General features: G+C 74.2%; 9 protein-coding genes. 7 read left to right on the top strand and 2 right to left on the bottom strand.

Features of this window, described 5'->3' with window-relative positions:
* The first annotated feature begins 16 nt into the window (after positions 1-16).
* On the top strand, positions 17-1732 hold the full coding sequence (locus CLT72_RS20300) for an MmpA family trehalose lipid delivery protein (RefSeq protein ID WP_101413145.1): 1716 nt from the start codon (positions 17-19) through the stop codon (positions 1730-1732).
* Positions 1729-1893 carry a hypothetical protein gene (locus tag CLT72_RS31970; protein ID WP_157747273.1) on the top strand — a complete coding sequence of 55 codons (165 nt, stop codon included), beginning with the start codon at positions 1729-1731 and terminating at the stop codon, positions 1891-1893. The genes CLT72_RS20300 and CLT72_RS31970 overlap by 4 nt, the downstream gene beginning before the upstream one ends.
* 69 nt (positions 1894-1962) lie before the next feature.
* Here CLT72_RS31970 and CLT72_RS20295 read toward each other — a convergent pair whose 3' ends face one another.
* Positions 1963-3120 (bottom strand): glycosyltransferase family 4 protein, encoded by a 1158-nt coding sequence (locus tag CLT72_RS20295; protein WP_101413144.1) that lies wholly within the window; start codon positions 3118-3120, stop codon positions 1963-1965.
* 252 nt (positions 3121-3372) lie between these two features.
* Here CLT72_RS20295 and CLT72_RS20290 point away from each other — a divergent pair, with 252 nt between their 5' ends.
* The 5 genes from CLT72_RS20290 to CLT72_RS20270 all read left to right on the top strand — a co-directional run bounded on the left by CLT72_RS20290 (position 3373) and on the right by CLT72_RS20270 (position 13044).
* Positions 3373-5040 (top strand): substrate-binding and VWA domain-containing protein, encoded by a 1668-nt coding sequence (locus CLT72_RS20290; protein WP_101413143.1) that lies wholly within the window; start codon positions 3373-3375, stop codon positions 5038-5040.
* Positions 5037-9368: an alpha-(1->3)-arabinofuranosyltransferase domain-containing protein gene (locus tag CLT72_RS20285; protein WP_396803585.1), complete on the top strand. Its 4332-nt coding sequence runs from the start codon at positions 5037-5039 to the stop codon at positions 9366-9368. The genes CLT72_RS20290 and CLT72_RS20285 overlap by 4 nt, the downstream gene beginning before the upstream one ends.
* On the top strand, positions 9368-10189 hold the full coding sequence (locus tag CLT72_RS20280) for a class I SAM-dependent methyltransferase (protein WP_101413142.1): 822 nt from the start codon (positions 9368-9370) through the stop codon (positions 10187-10189). The genes CLT72_RS20285 and CLT72_RS20280 overlap by 1 nt, the downstream gene beginning before the upstream one ends.
* 67 nt (positions 10190-10256) lie before the next feature.
* Positions 10257-11276 carry a cell envelope lipid trafficking protein PgfA gene (pgfA, locus tag CLT72_RS20275; RefSeq protein ID WP_396803587.1) on the top strand — a complete coding sequence of 340 codons (1020 nt, stop codon included), beginning with the start codon at positions 10257-10259 and terminating at the stop codon, positions 11274-11276.
* Between the two features lie 667 nt (positions 11277-11943).
* A complete protein-coding gene (locus CLT72_RS20270) occupies positions 11944-13044 on the top strand; it encodes a hypothetical protein (RefSeq protein ID WP_101413141.1) in 1101 nt (366 codons plus the stop codon).
* Positions 13045-13102: 58 nt separating this feature from the next.
* Here CLT72_RS20270 and CLT72_RS20265 read toward each other — a convergent pair whose 3' ends face one another.
* Positions 13103-14773 carry a DUF885 domain-containing protein gene (locus CLT72_RS20265; protein WP_101413140.1) on the bottom strand — a complete coding sequence of 557 codons (1671 nt, stop codon included), beginning with the start codon at positions 14771-14773 and terminating at the stop codon, positions 13103-13105.
* Positions 14774-14891 lie beyond the last annotated feature (118 nt).

Genomic DNA, 14891 nt, shown 5'->3' with positions numbered 1-14891 from the left:
AGTGGTGAGGTCAGGGATGCGCGAACGGCTGGTGCCGCACGGCGTGGCCGCCGCCGTGACGGTGGTGGTGCTCGCTCCGCTGGCCCTGCCCGGCTACGTGCTCCGCTACGACATGGTCTTCGTGCCCCGGCAGGCGCTGAGCTGGGAGGCCATCGCCCCGGCCACCGCGCTGCCCCGGGCCGTCCCGCAGGACGCGGTGGTCGCGCTGGCCAGCCAGGTGGTGCCCGGCTGGCTGCTGCAACGGCTGGTGCTGTGCGCGATCGTGTACCTGGCCGCGCTGGGCGCCGCCCGGCTGGTGCCGACCGGCCGGGTCTCGGTACGGGTCGTGGCCGCCGTCGGGTACGCCTGGACGCCGTACCTCGCCGAGCGACTGCTCATCGGGCAGTGGGGGCTGCTGGTCGCGTACGCCGCGCTGCCCTGGCTGGCGCGGGCGGCCCTCGACGTGCGGGCGGGCCGCGGCGGGCTGCGCCGGCTGCTGCTCGCGGCGGCGGCGTCGGCGATCACGCCCACCGGCGGGGTGCTCGCCCTGGCCGCGGTCGCGGTGCTGCTGCCCGGGCGCTACCCGGCGGCCGCCCGGTCGACGGCGCTGGGCGTGGGGTTGACGATGCTGCTCAACGCGCCGTGGCTGGTCGCCGGGTTCGTCACCGCCGACGCCGGTCGGTCCGATCCGGCCGGGGTGGTGGCGTTCGCCGCGCGCGCGGAGAACTGGGCCGGCCCGCTGGCGGCCCTGGCGGGCACCGGCGGCATCTGGAACGGGCAGAGCACCCCCGCCTCCCGGGAGGTCGTGCTGGTGCCGCTGGCCACGGTGCTGCTGCTGGCCGTCGCCGGGTACGGCGTCGCGCTGCTGCGCCGGCGCTGGTCGCCGTCGGCCGTCGGCCGGTTCGGCCTGCTCGCCGCCGGTTCGTGGCTGGCGGCGGCGCTCGGGGTGCTGCCCGGCGGCGCGGACCTGCTCGGCTGGCTGGTCGCCAACGTGCCCGGCGCCGGCCTGTTCCGCGACGGTCAGAAGCTGCTGGTGCCGTACGCGCTGGCGCTGGCGGTGTCCGGCGCGCTCGGCGCGGAACGGATCGCGGACCGGCTGGCGGCCCGCTTCGACGCGACGACCGCCGCGGTGACGCTGGTCGGCGCGGCGCTGCTGCCGGTGGCGCTCCTGCCCGACCTGGCCTTCGGCGGCGTCGGCCGACTCCACCCGGTGGCCTGGCCGGCGGACTGGGCGACGGTGGCGCGGCTGACCACGCAGCGGCCGGGCGAGGTGATCTCGCTGCCGTTCCAGGAGTACCAGAGCCATCCGTGGAACCACGGGCAGGTGGTGATCGATCCGGCGCCCCGGTACCTCGCCGTGCCGGTGCTCATCGACGACACGCTGCGGGTCGGCGACCTGGCGGTGGCCGGCGAGGACCACCGCGCCGCCCGGGTACGCGAGGTGCTCGCCGCCGGTGCGCCCCTGTCGAGCACCGGCTCCCGGTGGGTGCTGGTGCAGCGGGCGGCCGGCCCGCCCCCGGCCCCGGCGGCGCTGGTCGGGCTGCGGACCGTCCACAGGGGACCGGAGCTGACCCTCTACGAGAACCCGGACTGGACGCCGCCGCCAGCGCCCGCCCGGCCCGGCCCGGTGGGATGGGCCCACCTCCTGGCCGGAACGGTGGTGGCGGGGATCGTTTTTTCGGGCGCTGCGCGGGCAGGCTACCGCGTGGTAGCGTCCCGGCACGCGAGTCCCGCGGAAGGAGAAGGTGGATGAGGAACCTGCCCGCGTTCGTCGCCGTCGGGGTACTCGGGGTCGTGCTCGGCCTGCTCGGGAGCGTCGGACTGGCGAATGCGCTCAGCCCGTCCGCCAAGGAGGCCGCCAACACCAAGGTGAGTGAGCAGGGAACCGAGGCTCCGCTGTACGGCACGCGCTGAACCAACGCACGAAGGGCGCCCGCTGACGCGGGCGCCCTTCGTCGTCTCCGGCGTCGGCCGGGAGCGCGCTCAGGGGCGGGCGGTCACCTGCGTCACCAGGTGGGCGAACCGCGCCCCGGTGGCCGTCCAGTTGAAGCGGGACGCGTGCAGCAGCGCGGCCTCACCCATCGCCTTGCGCCGCACGTCGTCGGCGAGCAGTTCGCGCACGACGGCGGTGAACTCCGGCTCGTCGTCGACGAGGAGCCCGGTCTCGGTGTCGACCATCGCCTCGGCGACGCCGCCCGCGTAGCGGAACGCGACGGTGGGGGTGCTCCGGGCGGCGGCCTCCACGATGGTCAGGCCCCAGCCCTCCTTGAGCGAGGGGGTCAGCGCGAGCCAGGCCGAGGAGAGCACCGCGTGCTTTTCGTCCTCGCTGATGAAACCGGTGAACCGGACATGACTCGCGATGCCGAGCGACTCGGACAGCTCCCGCAGCGGCTGCGTCCACCAGCCCTGGCCGGCCACCACCAGCTCCAGGTCGGGCAGTTCGGTGACCAGTTCGGCCACCGTACGCAGGGCGATCTCCACCCGCTTGTGGGGCACCAGCCGGCCGAGCACCAGCAGCGACGGGTGCGGCGTGCGGGGCAGCGGTGGGCCGGTCACCGGAGGCGTCCCGTTGGGCACGACGTCGATCCGGTCCGCGTCCACCCCGAGGGCCGCCAGCTCCGCGCGGCTCGCCTCCGACACCGTCACGTACCGGCAGCGGCGGTAGAGCCGGACCGCCAGCCGCGACTCGATCCACCAGCCCAGCCGGGCCATCACCGGACCGAAGACCACCGGCCACTGCTCCCGGTGCACGTGGTGCACCAGGGCGAGCACCGGACGACCGGCGTAGAGCGGGGCGAAGAACGGCACCCCGTTGCAGACGTCGACGACCAGGTCCGGCCGGCCGAGACCACGCCGGCTCAGGGGGCCGAAGCCGAACCGGCCCGCCAGGCAGGTCAGCGCCGCCCGTGCGTAGACCGTCATCCGGGAGCCGCGCCGCAGCACGCGTACGCCCTCGGGCGTGGTGGTGGCCGGGCCGGCGTTGTCGTGCGCGGCGCAGAGCAGGGTGACCCGGTGCCCGGCGGCGACGAGTTCGGCGGCGATGCGCTCGACGTAGACCTCAGAGCCGCCGCCCTCGGGGTTGGCGGTGTCGCGCCAGTTGAGGAACAGCACGTGGCGCACGGGGGTGTCGGAGTTGTCCACGCTACTCCTACCGGCGGGTAATGAAGCTCGATCCGCGCCACACTAGGGCGACCTGGGTCACATCCGCAATGGGGTCGGCGCGACGGCGACGGTTCGGTCACGGCCGGTCGCCAGGGGTTTGCCGGCGACGGGAAACCTTGGCAGGGTGTGCAGCGCGACTGCGTACGGTGGCGGGCGTCGCTCCGCGCCACGCGGCGCGACCTGCGGGCGGACGTGCCTTTCGTTCCGGCGACGACGAGGAGGTGACCGGGCGTGCGCGACGGTCCGGTAGCGGTACGGGGCCTCTTCCAGCGGTCGCCGGTGGTGCTGCTCAGCGCCGCGCTCGCGCTGCTGCTGGCCGGCTGGGCGACGGTGGCGTACGTGCGGTCCGACCGCAGCGTCCCGGAGTGCGTGGAGCGGGTCCAGCTCCGCGTCGCCGCGGCCCCGGTGATCGCGCCAGCCCTGGACCGGATCGTCCGGGCCAGCGTCGGCACGCAGCCCTGCGTCACGATCTCCGTGCAGGCCCAGGAGTCCGGCGCCGTCGCCGCGCAGGTGGCCGAGGGCGTGGACGTCGCCGACGCGTGGGTGCCGGAGTCGACGTTCTGGCTGCTCCGGGCCCGCGCGGCCGGCGCCTTCGAGGTGCCGGCGCAGGGCACGTCGGTGGCGAGCACGCCGGTCGTGCTCGCGGTAGCCGATTCGGCGGCGCGCCGGCTGGGGTGGCCGGCGAGGCAGCTGACCTGGCGCTCCACCGTCGGTCCGAAGGCCCCCGCCGTCAAGGTGGGGCTGCCCGACCCGGCCGTCGACCCGGTCGGGGTCGGGGTCGTGCTCGGGGTGCGCGGCCTGGCCGCCGGGGAGGACGACCCGGCCGGGACGGTCGCTGCGGTGCTGCGCCGGCTCGCCGACCGGACGTTCACTCCCCCCGCGGGCGGGACGCTGCCGGTCGGGTCGGCCCTGCCGGGCAAGGCCGACGCCGTGGCCACCAGCGAGCAGGCCATGCTCGTGCACAACGCGCTGGCCGGCGACGACAAGCTGGTGGCGGCGTACCCGGAGGTGGCAGTCCCCGCGCTGGACCTGCCGTACGTGGTGCTGCCCGCCGCCCTCGGTCCGGTCCGGGACGCCGCCGCGCGCTTCCTGACCAACCTGCACACCGTCGAGGCGCGGGACCTGCTCAGCGGGTACGGCTTCCGCACCGCAGCCGGTTTCCCGCCGGCGATCCCCCGCGACGGCCGGCTGTCGCCGGAGGTACGCCAACCGGTGCCGCTGCCTGCCGACGAGGTCGTCACCGAGGCGCTGACCGGGTGGAGCGGCGTGCAGCGCAGTGCCCGCATCCTCACCGTGCTGGACATCTCCGGCTCGATGGCCGCCCAGGTGCCCGGCTCGGACGAGACCCGGCTCGAGGCCACGCTCAAGGCGGCCCGGGAGGGCTCCGGCCTGCTGCTCGACAACAGCGAACTCGGCGTGTGGGTCTTCTCCACGAAGGTCGACGGCGACCGGGACCACCAGGAGATCCTGCCGGTCGCGCCGTTGGACCCGACGCAGCGGGAGCGGCTGGTCGAACGGCTGGGCGCCGTCCGCGTGAAGCCCCGGGGCGGCACCGGGCTGTACGACACGACGCTGGCCGCCTACCGGGACGCCCGGCGGCACTGGACACCCGGGCGGATCAACCTCGTGCTGATCATGACCGACGGGCGCGACGAGGATGGCGACAGCATCGGCCGGGCCCGGTTCCTCACCGAGCTTGCCGAGTTGCAGGATCCGCGCCAGCCGCTGCCGATCGTCTTCATCGGGCTGGGCAAGGACATCGACGCCGACGACCTCAAGTCGATCGTCAAGGTCACCGGCGGGCAGGTCTTCAGCACCGACGAGCCCAGCGGCATCCGTCAGATCTTCTTCTCCGCGCTCGCGGACCTGAGCTGCCTTCCCCCGGAGTGCCGACGGTGAACCCGCACCCTTCCCGGCCCCGGCACCCCGGCGGCCCGGTGCGCCGGGTCGTCCGATCCGTCCGCGGGGCGCCGGGCACGGCCCTGTCGCTGCTGCTGCTCACCGTGATCGCCTTCGTGCAGCGGCCCGGTCTGGTCACCTTCGACACCAAGCTCGACCTCGCCGCGAACCCGGTGCACTTCATGGCCCGGGCGCTGCACATGTGGAACCCGGAGGCCACCTCGGGGGAGCTGCAGAACCAGGCGTACGGCTACCTGTTCCCGATGGGGCCGTTCTTCGCCGGGGGACAGTTGCTGGGCGTACCGCCGTGGATCACCCAGCGGCTGTGGACCGCGCTGCTGCTCGCCGCCGCGTTCTACGGCCTGCTGTGGTTGGCCCGGGCGCTGGGCATCGGCACCGAACCGACCCGGTACGCGGCCGCCCTCGGCTACGCGCTGGCGCCCCGGATCCTCACCGAGATCGGCGCGCTCTCCTCCGAGACGCTCTCCGCCGCGATGCTGCCCTGGGTGCTGCTGCCGTTGGTCCTGGTGCGGCGGATCGGGTCCCCGCGACGGGCCGCCGCGCTCTCCGCGCTGGCCGTGCTCGGCATGGGCGGGATCAACGCGGCGGTGGTGCTGCTCGCCCTGCTGCTGCCCGGGGTCTGGCTGCTCACCCGCCGCTGGGACCGCGAGCACCTGCGGCTGGTGGGCTGGTGGTGCCTCTGCGTCGTCGGGGTCTGCCTCTGGTGGATCGTGCCGCTGCTGCTGCTCGGCGAGTACAGCCTGCCGTTCCTCGACTACATCGAGTCGTCCACCACGACGACCGCCGTCGCCTCGCTGTTCCAGGCGGTGCGCGGCACCAACCAGTGGGTCGCGTACATCGTGCAGGGCGACCCGTGGTGGCCGGCGGGCTGGCTACTGATCGACAACCCGGTGCTGATGACGCTCACCGCCGTGGTGGCGCTGGTCGGCCTGGCCGGGCTGGCCGGCAACCTGCTGCCCGAGCGCCGGTTCCTGGTGCTGGGCTTCCTCACCGGGCTGACCCTGCTCACCATGGGCTACGTCGGCAGCCTGGACAGCCCGCTCTCGGCGCCGGTGCGGGACCTGCTGGACGGTCCGCTGGCGCCGTTCCGCAACGTGCACAAGCTGGATCCGGTGCTGCGGCTGCCGCTGATGCTCGGCTTCGCGCACGGCGTCGACGCGTGGGCCACCCGGCTGCACCGGGCCGCCGGCCGACGTCGGCGGGCCCTCCGGCTGCGCCCGCTGCTGTTCGTACCGGTGCTGCTGCTCGTGCTGGGGGCCGCCGCGCCGGCCTGGCTGGGCCAGTTGCGGCCCGGGCCGGGCTGGTCGGACCTGCCGCCGCACTGGCGGGCGGCGGCGACCTGGCTGGCCGAGCGCGACGCGTTGGCCCGCACCCTGATGGTGCCGGGCTCCGGCTTCGGCCAGTACGAGTGGGGGCGTTCCGTCGACGAGCCGCTCCAGGCCCTGGCCGGGGCGCCCTGGGCGGTGCGCCACCAGATCCCGCTCGGCTCGGCGGGCAACACCCGGATGATGGACACCGTCGAGTCCGCCCTGGCCCACGGCCGCGGTTCGGCCGGCCTCGCCGACTTCCTGGCCCGCTCCGGGTTCCGGCATCTGCTGCTGCGCAACGACATCGACCGCACGCAGGTGGACGCGCCGCCGGTGGCGGCGCTGCGCCAGGCGCTCGCCAGGTCGCCGGGGATCACGCGGGTGGCGACCTTCGGCAGCACCACCTCCTTCGGCCGTACGCCGGGCAGCCCGGTCGACGAGGGCGCCGGCCCGCTGCCGGCCGTCGAGGTGTACGAGGTGCGGCGGCCGGTGCCGGCCGCATCGGCGGTGCTCGCCGCCGACGTGCCGACGGTCAGCGGCGGGCCGGAGTCGCTGCTGCCGCTGCTGGAGCAGGGGTTGGTGGAGCGGGACAGACCGGTGGTGCTGGCCGGGGACCGGGCCGGCTTCCGCGACGGCGGCGACGAGTCGTGGATCGTGACCGACGGGCTGCGCCGCCGCGAGCGCGACATCGGCCGGGTCCGCGACAACCTCAGCCAGACGTTGACCGCGGCCGAGGCGAGCCGGCAGGGCCGCGTCGCCCTGGACCTGCTGCCGTTCCCGGGCGACCAGCACCAGACGGTCGCCACCTACCAGGGCGTACGCGAGGTCAACGCCTCCAGCGCGATCAGTTTCGTGGACAGCTTCGCCCCCGCCGACCCGTCTCACCTGCCCTTCGCGGCCGTCGACGGCGACGAGCGCACCGCCTGGCACTCGGCGCCCCTGGCCGGTCCCGTCGGCCAGTGGCTGGAGGTGGACCTGGACACGCCGCGCGAGGTCGACCGCGTCACGCTCAACTTCGTCGACGACCTCGGGGTGGGGTGGCCGGTAACCCGGTTCCGGGTCACCACGGACCGGGGCTCGGTGGACCACGAGGTCGCCCGCGCGCTGGGGGCGCACTCGTACTACACGCTTCCCGGCTCCACGAGCCGCGTACGCGTCACGGTGCTGGCGGTCGCCGGTGGGCGGCTCGACGGCGGGGTCGGCATCCGCGACCTCGTCATCCCCGGCACCGCCCCGCGACGGGCGCTGCGCACCCCGGCCGACATCCCGACCGGCTTCGTCGGACCGGTCGCCTGGTCGTTCAGCCGGGGGCCGGCCGACCGCCCCGCCTGCTTCCCGGTGGCCGCCGCAGGCTCGGACGCCGTGCCGTCCACCGGTTCCGGCCTCCGGCCCGCCGGGACGGTGATCCGGTGCGACCGGTTCCTGGCCCGGGCCGGCGAGGAGCCGCTCGGGGTGGACCGGGTGTTCCAGAGCGCGGCCCCCGGGACGTTCCGGCTGGACATGACCGCCGTGCCCCGGCCCGGCGGGCAGTGGACGCTGTCCGGGGTGCCGGTGCGGGCCACCGCCTCCTCCCACCTGGCCGGCGACGCGGCGGTGGCCGCGTACGCGGCGATCGATGGCGACCCGGGCACGGCCTGGCTGGCCGACAGCGACGACCTGCGTCCCACCCTGCGGCTGAGCTGGTCGGAGCCGCGCCGGATCGCCGAGGTGCGGCTGCGTCCGGCGGAGCTGCCGGTCGGCTCACTGCCGGAATCGGTCGAGGTGCGCACCCCGGGTGCCAACCGGGTGCTGCGGGTCGGCGCGGACGGCGTGGTGCGCTTCCCGGCGGTACGGACGGACCGGATCGAGATCGTGGTGCGGGATTCCGCCGAGCGGGTGGCCGACCGGCGGGGCAACGGCTGGACGGCGACCGTGGGGATCGCCGAGGTGCAGATCCCCGGACTGGAAGACCTGCTCCGTCCGATCGCCGGGACGACGCGCGTCGTCGAGCGGTGCGGGTCGGGGCCCGCAGTCGAGCTGGACGGAATCCGCTACGACACGTCAGTCGCCGGAACCCTCGCCGACGTGCTCGACGGCCGGCCGCTGCCGGTCACCGTCTGCGGCGCCACCGGCGCGGTGGTGGACCTCCGGGCGGGCGGGCACCGCCTGGCGACCTCCCCGTCGAACGGGTTCATCGTGCAGGACGCCGCGCTGCGTCCGGAGGCGGCGCAGGCCGCGCCCCGGCACCGCGAGGTGACCGTGCTCGACTGGAACCCGACGGACCGGCGGGTGCGGGTGGCGGCCGGCGACACGGCGCTGCTGGTGGTGCCGGAGAACGCGAACGCGGGCTGGACGGCCACCGTGGACGGTCGGCCGCTGACCGCCACCCGGGTCGACGGCTGGCAGCAGGCGTGGGTGCTGCCCGCCGGTGAGGCCGGGGAGGTCCACCTGACGTTCGCCCCGGACCGGACGTATCGGGGTGGGCTGGTGGCGGGGGCGGTGACGGCGTTCGGGGTGCTGCTGCTGGCGCTGCTCCCCGTACGGCGACGCGCGGCGGCCGACGCCCTGCCACCCTCGTCGGTGACGGTTCCGGCGGAGGGGCCCGTCTGGGCGACCGCCGTCCTGCTGGTGGTGCTGCTCGCCGCGCTGGGCGGCGTACTGCCGGTGGCCATCGTGCTGGCCGCGATGCTGCTGCGGCAGCTCACCCGCCGGGCTCTTCCGGTGGTGGTGTTCGGCGCGCTGAGCTTCGCCACGGTGACCACGGTGGCCGGCCGGTTGCAGGGCCACGGGCAGGAGTGGGCGTACGGCCCGTGGGTGCAGGGGGCGATGCTCGTCGCCGTCGGGGCGGTGGTCGCCGCGGTGCTTCCCGTGCCCGGCGTCGCGCCGGAGGGCGCGGCTCGGCCGGCGGAGGTGCCCCGCGCGAGGACGGGCACGGCCGATGCGGATGATGTGACGCCGGGCGCCAGGGACGGACGGCCGGCCGAAGCCACGGATCGGGACGAGGACGGGACGGTGGCGTGATGAGCGCAGCGCATGACGGGACGGGGCGGGCGGCGCGTCGCCGATTCGCCACGCTGGGCAGGTCGGTGGCCCTGTTCCGGGCCTTCCTGGTCGAGCAGAGCGACCCGGACCACTTCTACGGCCTGCTCGCCCAGGACTCCGTACGCCAGGTGTCCGGTTACGTTCCGCTCGCCGGCCGGACGGTGCTCGACGTCGGCGGCGGCCCCGGCTACTTCGCGGCGGCCTTCCGGGCCGCCGGCGCCCGCTACGTGGGGCTCGACCCTGACGTGGGCGACTTCTCGGCGGCCGGGGACTCGGTCGCCGGCATGCTGCGGGGCAGCGGTACGGCCCTGCCGGTGCGCTCCGGCGGCGTGGACGTGACGTTCTCGTCGAACGTGCTGGAGCACGTCGCGGAGCCGACCCGGATGCTCGACGAGATGGTCCGGGTGACCCGGCCGGGCGGTGTGGTCTTCGTGTCGTTCACCCCCTGGTTGTCGCCGTGGGGCGGGCACGAGACCGCGCCCTGGCACTATCTCGGCGGCGACCGGGCCCGGCGGCGCTACGAGCGCCGCAACGGCCGCCCTCCGAAGAACCGGTTCCGGGAGACGCTCCACCCGACCTCGATCGCCCAGACGCTGCGCTGGGTACGGGGCAACGCCGAGGTGGAACTGCTCGACGCACTGCCGCGCTACCACCCGTGGTGGGGGCGGTGGGTCATCCGGATTCCCGGCGTCCGGGAGGTCGCCGCGTGGAACCTCTTGCTCGTCCTGCGTCGGACCGGTGCGGAACCGGGCGGCGCGGCGGGAAAAACAGAGCTGGCCGGGGGTCGCGTCGCTATGTGACTTGGTAGTAACCTCGCGGCCAACTCTCATCGACAGCGGCGAAAATTAGGTCCTCCGGGGAGGAAACATGAAGCACCGCGCCATAGGTGCCGTGCTGTTCGGCAGCGGCATACTGCTCCTGGCGCTTGCCGCCGGGCTTGTGTTCGTGGTCAAGCCGGCGATGTCCAAGCTGCCCTACGATCTGGAGGCGGCGACTTCGGTCGCCGAGGCGAGGGGTGCCACCTTCCTCCAGATCACCAACGGCAAGATCGCGATCAACCGCGCCGACCTCAAGTCCACCGTCCGCGTCTCGCCCGACGCGAAGACGACCGGTGAACTCTCCGGTGACCTCGACGGCAAGGCCGTCGTCTGGCAGGTCGGGCAGACCGTGGAGCGGACGGATTCCAAGGAACTGGTCAGCGCGTACGGCCTGGCGCTGGCCCTGGACCGGGTCGCCGGTTCCGCGCTCGACTGGAACAACCAGTACCTGGATGACACCGGAACGCGGGAGAAGGTGCAGTTCTCCGGCCAGATGTACAAGTTCCCGTTCGGCGCGGAGAAGAAGACCTACCAGATCTACGACCGTGACCTGCGGGGCGTGCGGCCGGCGGAGTTCAAGGGCACCGAGGACATCAAGGGCATCGAGTCCTACCGCTACGAGCAGGTGATCACCGACGAGCAGCTGAACCTGGCGGAGGAGCGGGTCAAGCTGCTGCTCGGCACGCTCGCACCAGGGGCGACCAGCGGCAAGGTCGTCTACAGCAACACCCGTACCGTCTGGATCGACCCGGTGACCGGCTCGTTCCTCAAGGTGCGCGAGGTGCAGCGCAAGACCCTGGTGCCGGACATCGGCGCGCCGGCCACGCTGCTGGACGCCGACTTCTCATACAACGAGGAGACCGTCGCCGCCTCGGTCAAGCGGGCGGAGGACAGCCGGCAGAAGCTCACCCTTCTCGGCGTGTGGGCGCCGATCGGCCTGGTGCTGCTGGGCCTGATCCTGGCGGCGGCCGGTGTGCTGGTGGTCCGGCGGGGCGCGGCCCAGCCGGACGCGGAGCCGCGCCACCGGGCGGACGTGACCGCCGAGCAGCCCGCCGTCCCGGGTCGCTGAGCGACTGAGAATTTCCGGTGTCGACGAAGTGGCGTGATCCGGTGGCACCGGGTCTGACGCCAGCAGCGGGTGAGGTTGGCCAGCGCTGACCACGCGCTGAGCGCCGTGCGAAGGGGTGGACCGGGACGGTCCACCCCTTCGCCGTCTGCGGTGCGCGACGGCCCCGTTACTAAATCGTGATGCATCGATTGATCACCACTCATGGTGATCGGCCTATGCGGCATATGTCTGGCATGGTTGCTTCGTCTGGGCGTCAGCGGGTCGACGTCTTCCACTTTGGGTCACCGAGGCGCCTCCTCGTGTGGATCGGGAGCCGCCTGTGGGCGGCCGGGGTCTTGTGGGCCGTGGCGTGCAGGAGCAGCATCATCGGCACACTCGTTACCTGCTGGTAACAGGGGCGAGGGCAGGTGCGGGGCCGCCACGTCGCCGACCGGCCGTCTGCGCGACATCGCCGAGGAGGAGACCCGTGCAGGATCGGTTCGACAACCAGGGCCGTACCCGGTGGCAGCGCTTCGCGGCGATGCTCCCAGCCGGTTCCGCCCGGATGCCGGACGCTGGTCCCGTCCCGTCTCCCCGGTCCGACGCTTTACCCGCCGAGCCGGCACCGGTCGACGCCGTCCCTACCGGACCAGCGCCGGTCGAGTCGGTCCCGGTTGAGGCCGGACCGATGCCGGTCGGTGCCGTGCCCGCCGAGTCGCTGTCGGCGCGCGCCGGGTGGGCCCGGCCGACGGCGGTGGAGGCCGGACTGGTCGACGGGCCCTCCCGGTCGGGCGGCGGGCGGCGCGGCCACAGCTCGTACGCGGTGCTTCCGGTGCTGCTCGGCCTGGCGGCCGCCGTGGCCCTCACCGCCCCCGGCCCGACGCCGGTGGCTGCGGCCGCGCCGTCGGCTCCCGCCTGCCCGACCACGGCTCCCGGTCCGGGCGGGACGCCGCCGGCCCCGACCGGCACGCCAAGCGTGTCGGCCACCGCCCCGCTCGGTACGCCGAGTGCGCCGGTCGCCCCGGTCGGTCCCAGCCCGTCGCCTTTGCGAGGCGGCATCGTCGGCCACATCCTGGACGGCGTCGGGCAGCTCTTCGACGGCGGCCGGGACGACGACGAGAAGGCAGCCGTATGGGCGACGCCGTCGGCCACGCCGAGCCTTCGCCCCACGCCGAGCCTCGACCCCACGCCGACCGCCAGCGGCACACCGACCACCGGCCCGAGCGTCCGCCCCACCCTGACCGGACGGCCCGGCGAGCACCCGACCGACCCTGACCATGGGTGCGTCCCGGCCGGTCCGAAGCCGAGCCCGATCGGGGAGACGCCGCCGGGCACGCCCCTGCCGCGGATCGCCCCCGATCCCGGGCAGCCGGTGGTGGCGGCGGTTCCGTCGAAGCTCACCGGCTCGAAGGTGACGATGTACGGGCTGCGGTTCGAGGGCATCACCGACCTGCCCACCGCCGACGGCAGCCTGCGGGCCCTGAAGTTCACGATGGACCGGGCGGTCACCGACGACTTCCTGCTCCGCGCGCCCGGGCCGGCCAGCCGGACGATGCGCTTCGCCACGGACGAGCTGACGGTGCAGGGCGACGTCGCCTTCTACGCCACCCGCTTCGCCGGGCGGCTGCTCGGCGTCGACATCACCCTGACGCCGGACCTGCCGCTCCCCGACGGCCTGCCGGTCACGTCACCGGTGCCGATCACCTTCACCGACCCGGCCATGGACCTGGCGTACGTCAGCAGCGACGCGCTGACCGCCCAGCCGGCGCTGAAGCTGACCCTTCCCTGACCGCACTCCCCACCACCCGGTGCGGGGCCGGTGTCCCTCCGGCCCCGCACCGCCCACCTCAGAGGCGGGCGAGCGCCTTGCGCAACGGGTCGAGCCCCAGCGAGCCGAGGTCGAGCGCCTGGCGGTGGAACTCCCTGAGGTCGAAGTCGGCGCCCTTGCGGGCCTTCGCCTCGTCGCGGGCCTGGAGCCAGATCCGCTCGCCCACCTTGTAGGAGGGCGCCTGCCCCGGCCAGCCGAGGTAGCGGTTCAGCTCGAAGCGCAGGTTCTCGTCCGGCACCCGGCAGTGCGCCCGCATGAACTCCCAGCCCAGCTCCGGCGTCCAGCGCTCGCCCGGGTGGAAGTCGAACGGGTTGTCCTTCGGGATCTCCAGCTCCAGGTGCATGCCGATGTCGACGATGACCCGGGCGGCCCGGAACGCCTGGCCGTCGAGCATGCCGAGCTTGTCGCCCGGGTCCTCCAGGTAGCCCAGCTCGTCCATCAGCCGCTCCGCGTAGAGCGCCCAGCCCTCGCCGTGCCCGGAGACCCAGCAGAGCAGCCGCTGCCACCGGTTGAGCAGCTCGGCCCGTACGGCGGTCTGGGCGACCTGGAGGTGGTGACCTGGGACGCCCTCGTGGAAGACGGTGGTCACCTCGCGCCAGGTGGAGAAGTCGGTGATGCCCTGCGGCACCGCCCACCACATCCGGCCGGGACGGGAGAAGTCCTCGCTCGGGCCGGTGTAGTAGATCGCGCCGTCGCTCGTCGGGGCCAGGCAGCACTCGATGCGGCGGACCTGCTCGGGGATGTCGAAGTGGGTGCCGTTCAGCTCGTCGATGGCCTTGTCGGCGAGGGCCTGCATCCAGTCCCGGAACGCCTCCTTGCCCCGGATCGTCCGGGCCGGGTCGGCGTCCAGCGCCGCGACCGCCTCGTCGATGGTGGCGCCGGGGCCTGCGATCCGGCCGGACACCGTCCGCATGTCGGCCTCGAGCCGGGCCAGCTCCTCGAAGCCCCAGGCGTACGTCTCGTCGAGGTCGACCCTGGCACCGAGGAAGTACTGCGAGGCCAGCTCGTAGCGCTCGCGGCCCGCAGCCTGCTTCTCCCGGCCGAGCGGGGCCAGCTCGGTGCGGAGGAACTGGCCGAACTCGGCCGTCGCCGCGGTCGCCGCCGCCGCGCCCCGACGCAGCTCGGCGCCGAGGGTGCCGTCCGCGCCCAGCCGCTCGACCAGACCGTGGAAGAAGTTGTCGCCGTCCGGGTCGACCCAGACGTCGCACTGCTTGGCGACCTCGACGAGCTGCACCCGGGCGCTGACGTGGCCGGCGGCGGCCGCCTCGCGCAGCGTCGTCTTGTAGCCCTCCAGCGTGCTGGCGAAGCGGTTGAGCCGGGCCGCCACGTTGGCCTTCGCGTCGTCGCCCTCGGTCGGCATCAGGTCGAAGACCATGCGGACCTCGTGCAGACCACTGGAGATCACGTTGACCTCGCTGCTCGCCTCTCCGGCGTCGTAGCGGGCGAGGTCGAGGCCGAGCCGTTCCTGCATGGCCTCCTTGGCGGTCCGCTCCGCCTCCGACTCCGGCTCGGTCACGTCCAGGTCGGCCAGCGTCTGCCGGGCCAGCTCCGCCCGGGCCGTGTAGCCGTCGGGCGACAGGTCGTCGAGTCGGTCGTCGTAGCCGGCGATGCCGACGTAGGTGGCGCCGATCGGGCTCAGCGGCGCCCAGTCGGCCACGTAGCGGTTCGCGAGGTCATCGATTCGTCCCACGCTGCGACCCTACGTGAGGGCACCGCCGGGTTGTCGAACGCGTTCTGCGTGTTCAGGGCAGCAGGTCGGCGGGGTCGAAGTCGATCGGGAACGGCAGGTCGGCCGAAAGCCGCCGACC

Source organism: Micromonospora sp. CNZ309 (genome assembly GCF_002846525.1).
Note: the sequence above shows the minus strand (reverse complement) of the source record. Positions and strands in the feature narration are given on the sequence as shown.

What these genes read in the sequence shown, in the direction of transcription:
- CLT72_RS20300 (WP_101413145.1), top strand. Translation starts at nt 17, where the DNA reads ATGCGCGAACGGCTGGTGCCGCACGGCGTGGCCGCCGCCGTGACGGTG.
- CLT72_RS31970 (WP_157747273.1), top strand. Translation starts at nt 1,729, where the DNA reads ATGAGGAACCTGCCCGCGTTCGTCGCCGTCGGGGTACTCGGGGTCGTG.
- CLT72_RS20280 (WP_101413142.1), top strand. Translation starts at nt 9,368, where the DNA reads ATGAGCGCAGCGCATGACGGGACGGGGCGGGCGGCGCGTCGCCGATTC.
- pgfA (WP_396803587.1), top strand. Translation starts at nt 10,257, where the DNA reads ATGAAGCACCGCGCCATAGGTGCCGTGCTGTTCGGCAGCGGCATACTG.
- CLT72_RS20270 (WP_101413141.1), top strand. Translation starts at nt 11,944, where the DNA reads ATGCCGGTCGGTGCCGTGCCCGCCGAGTCGCTGTCGGCGCGCGCCGGG.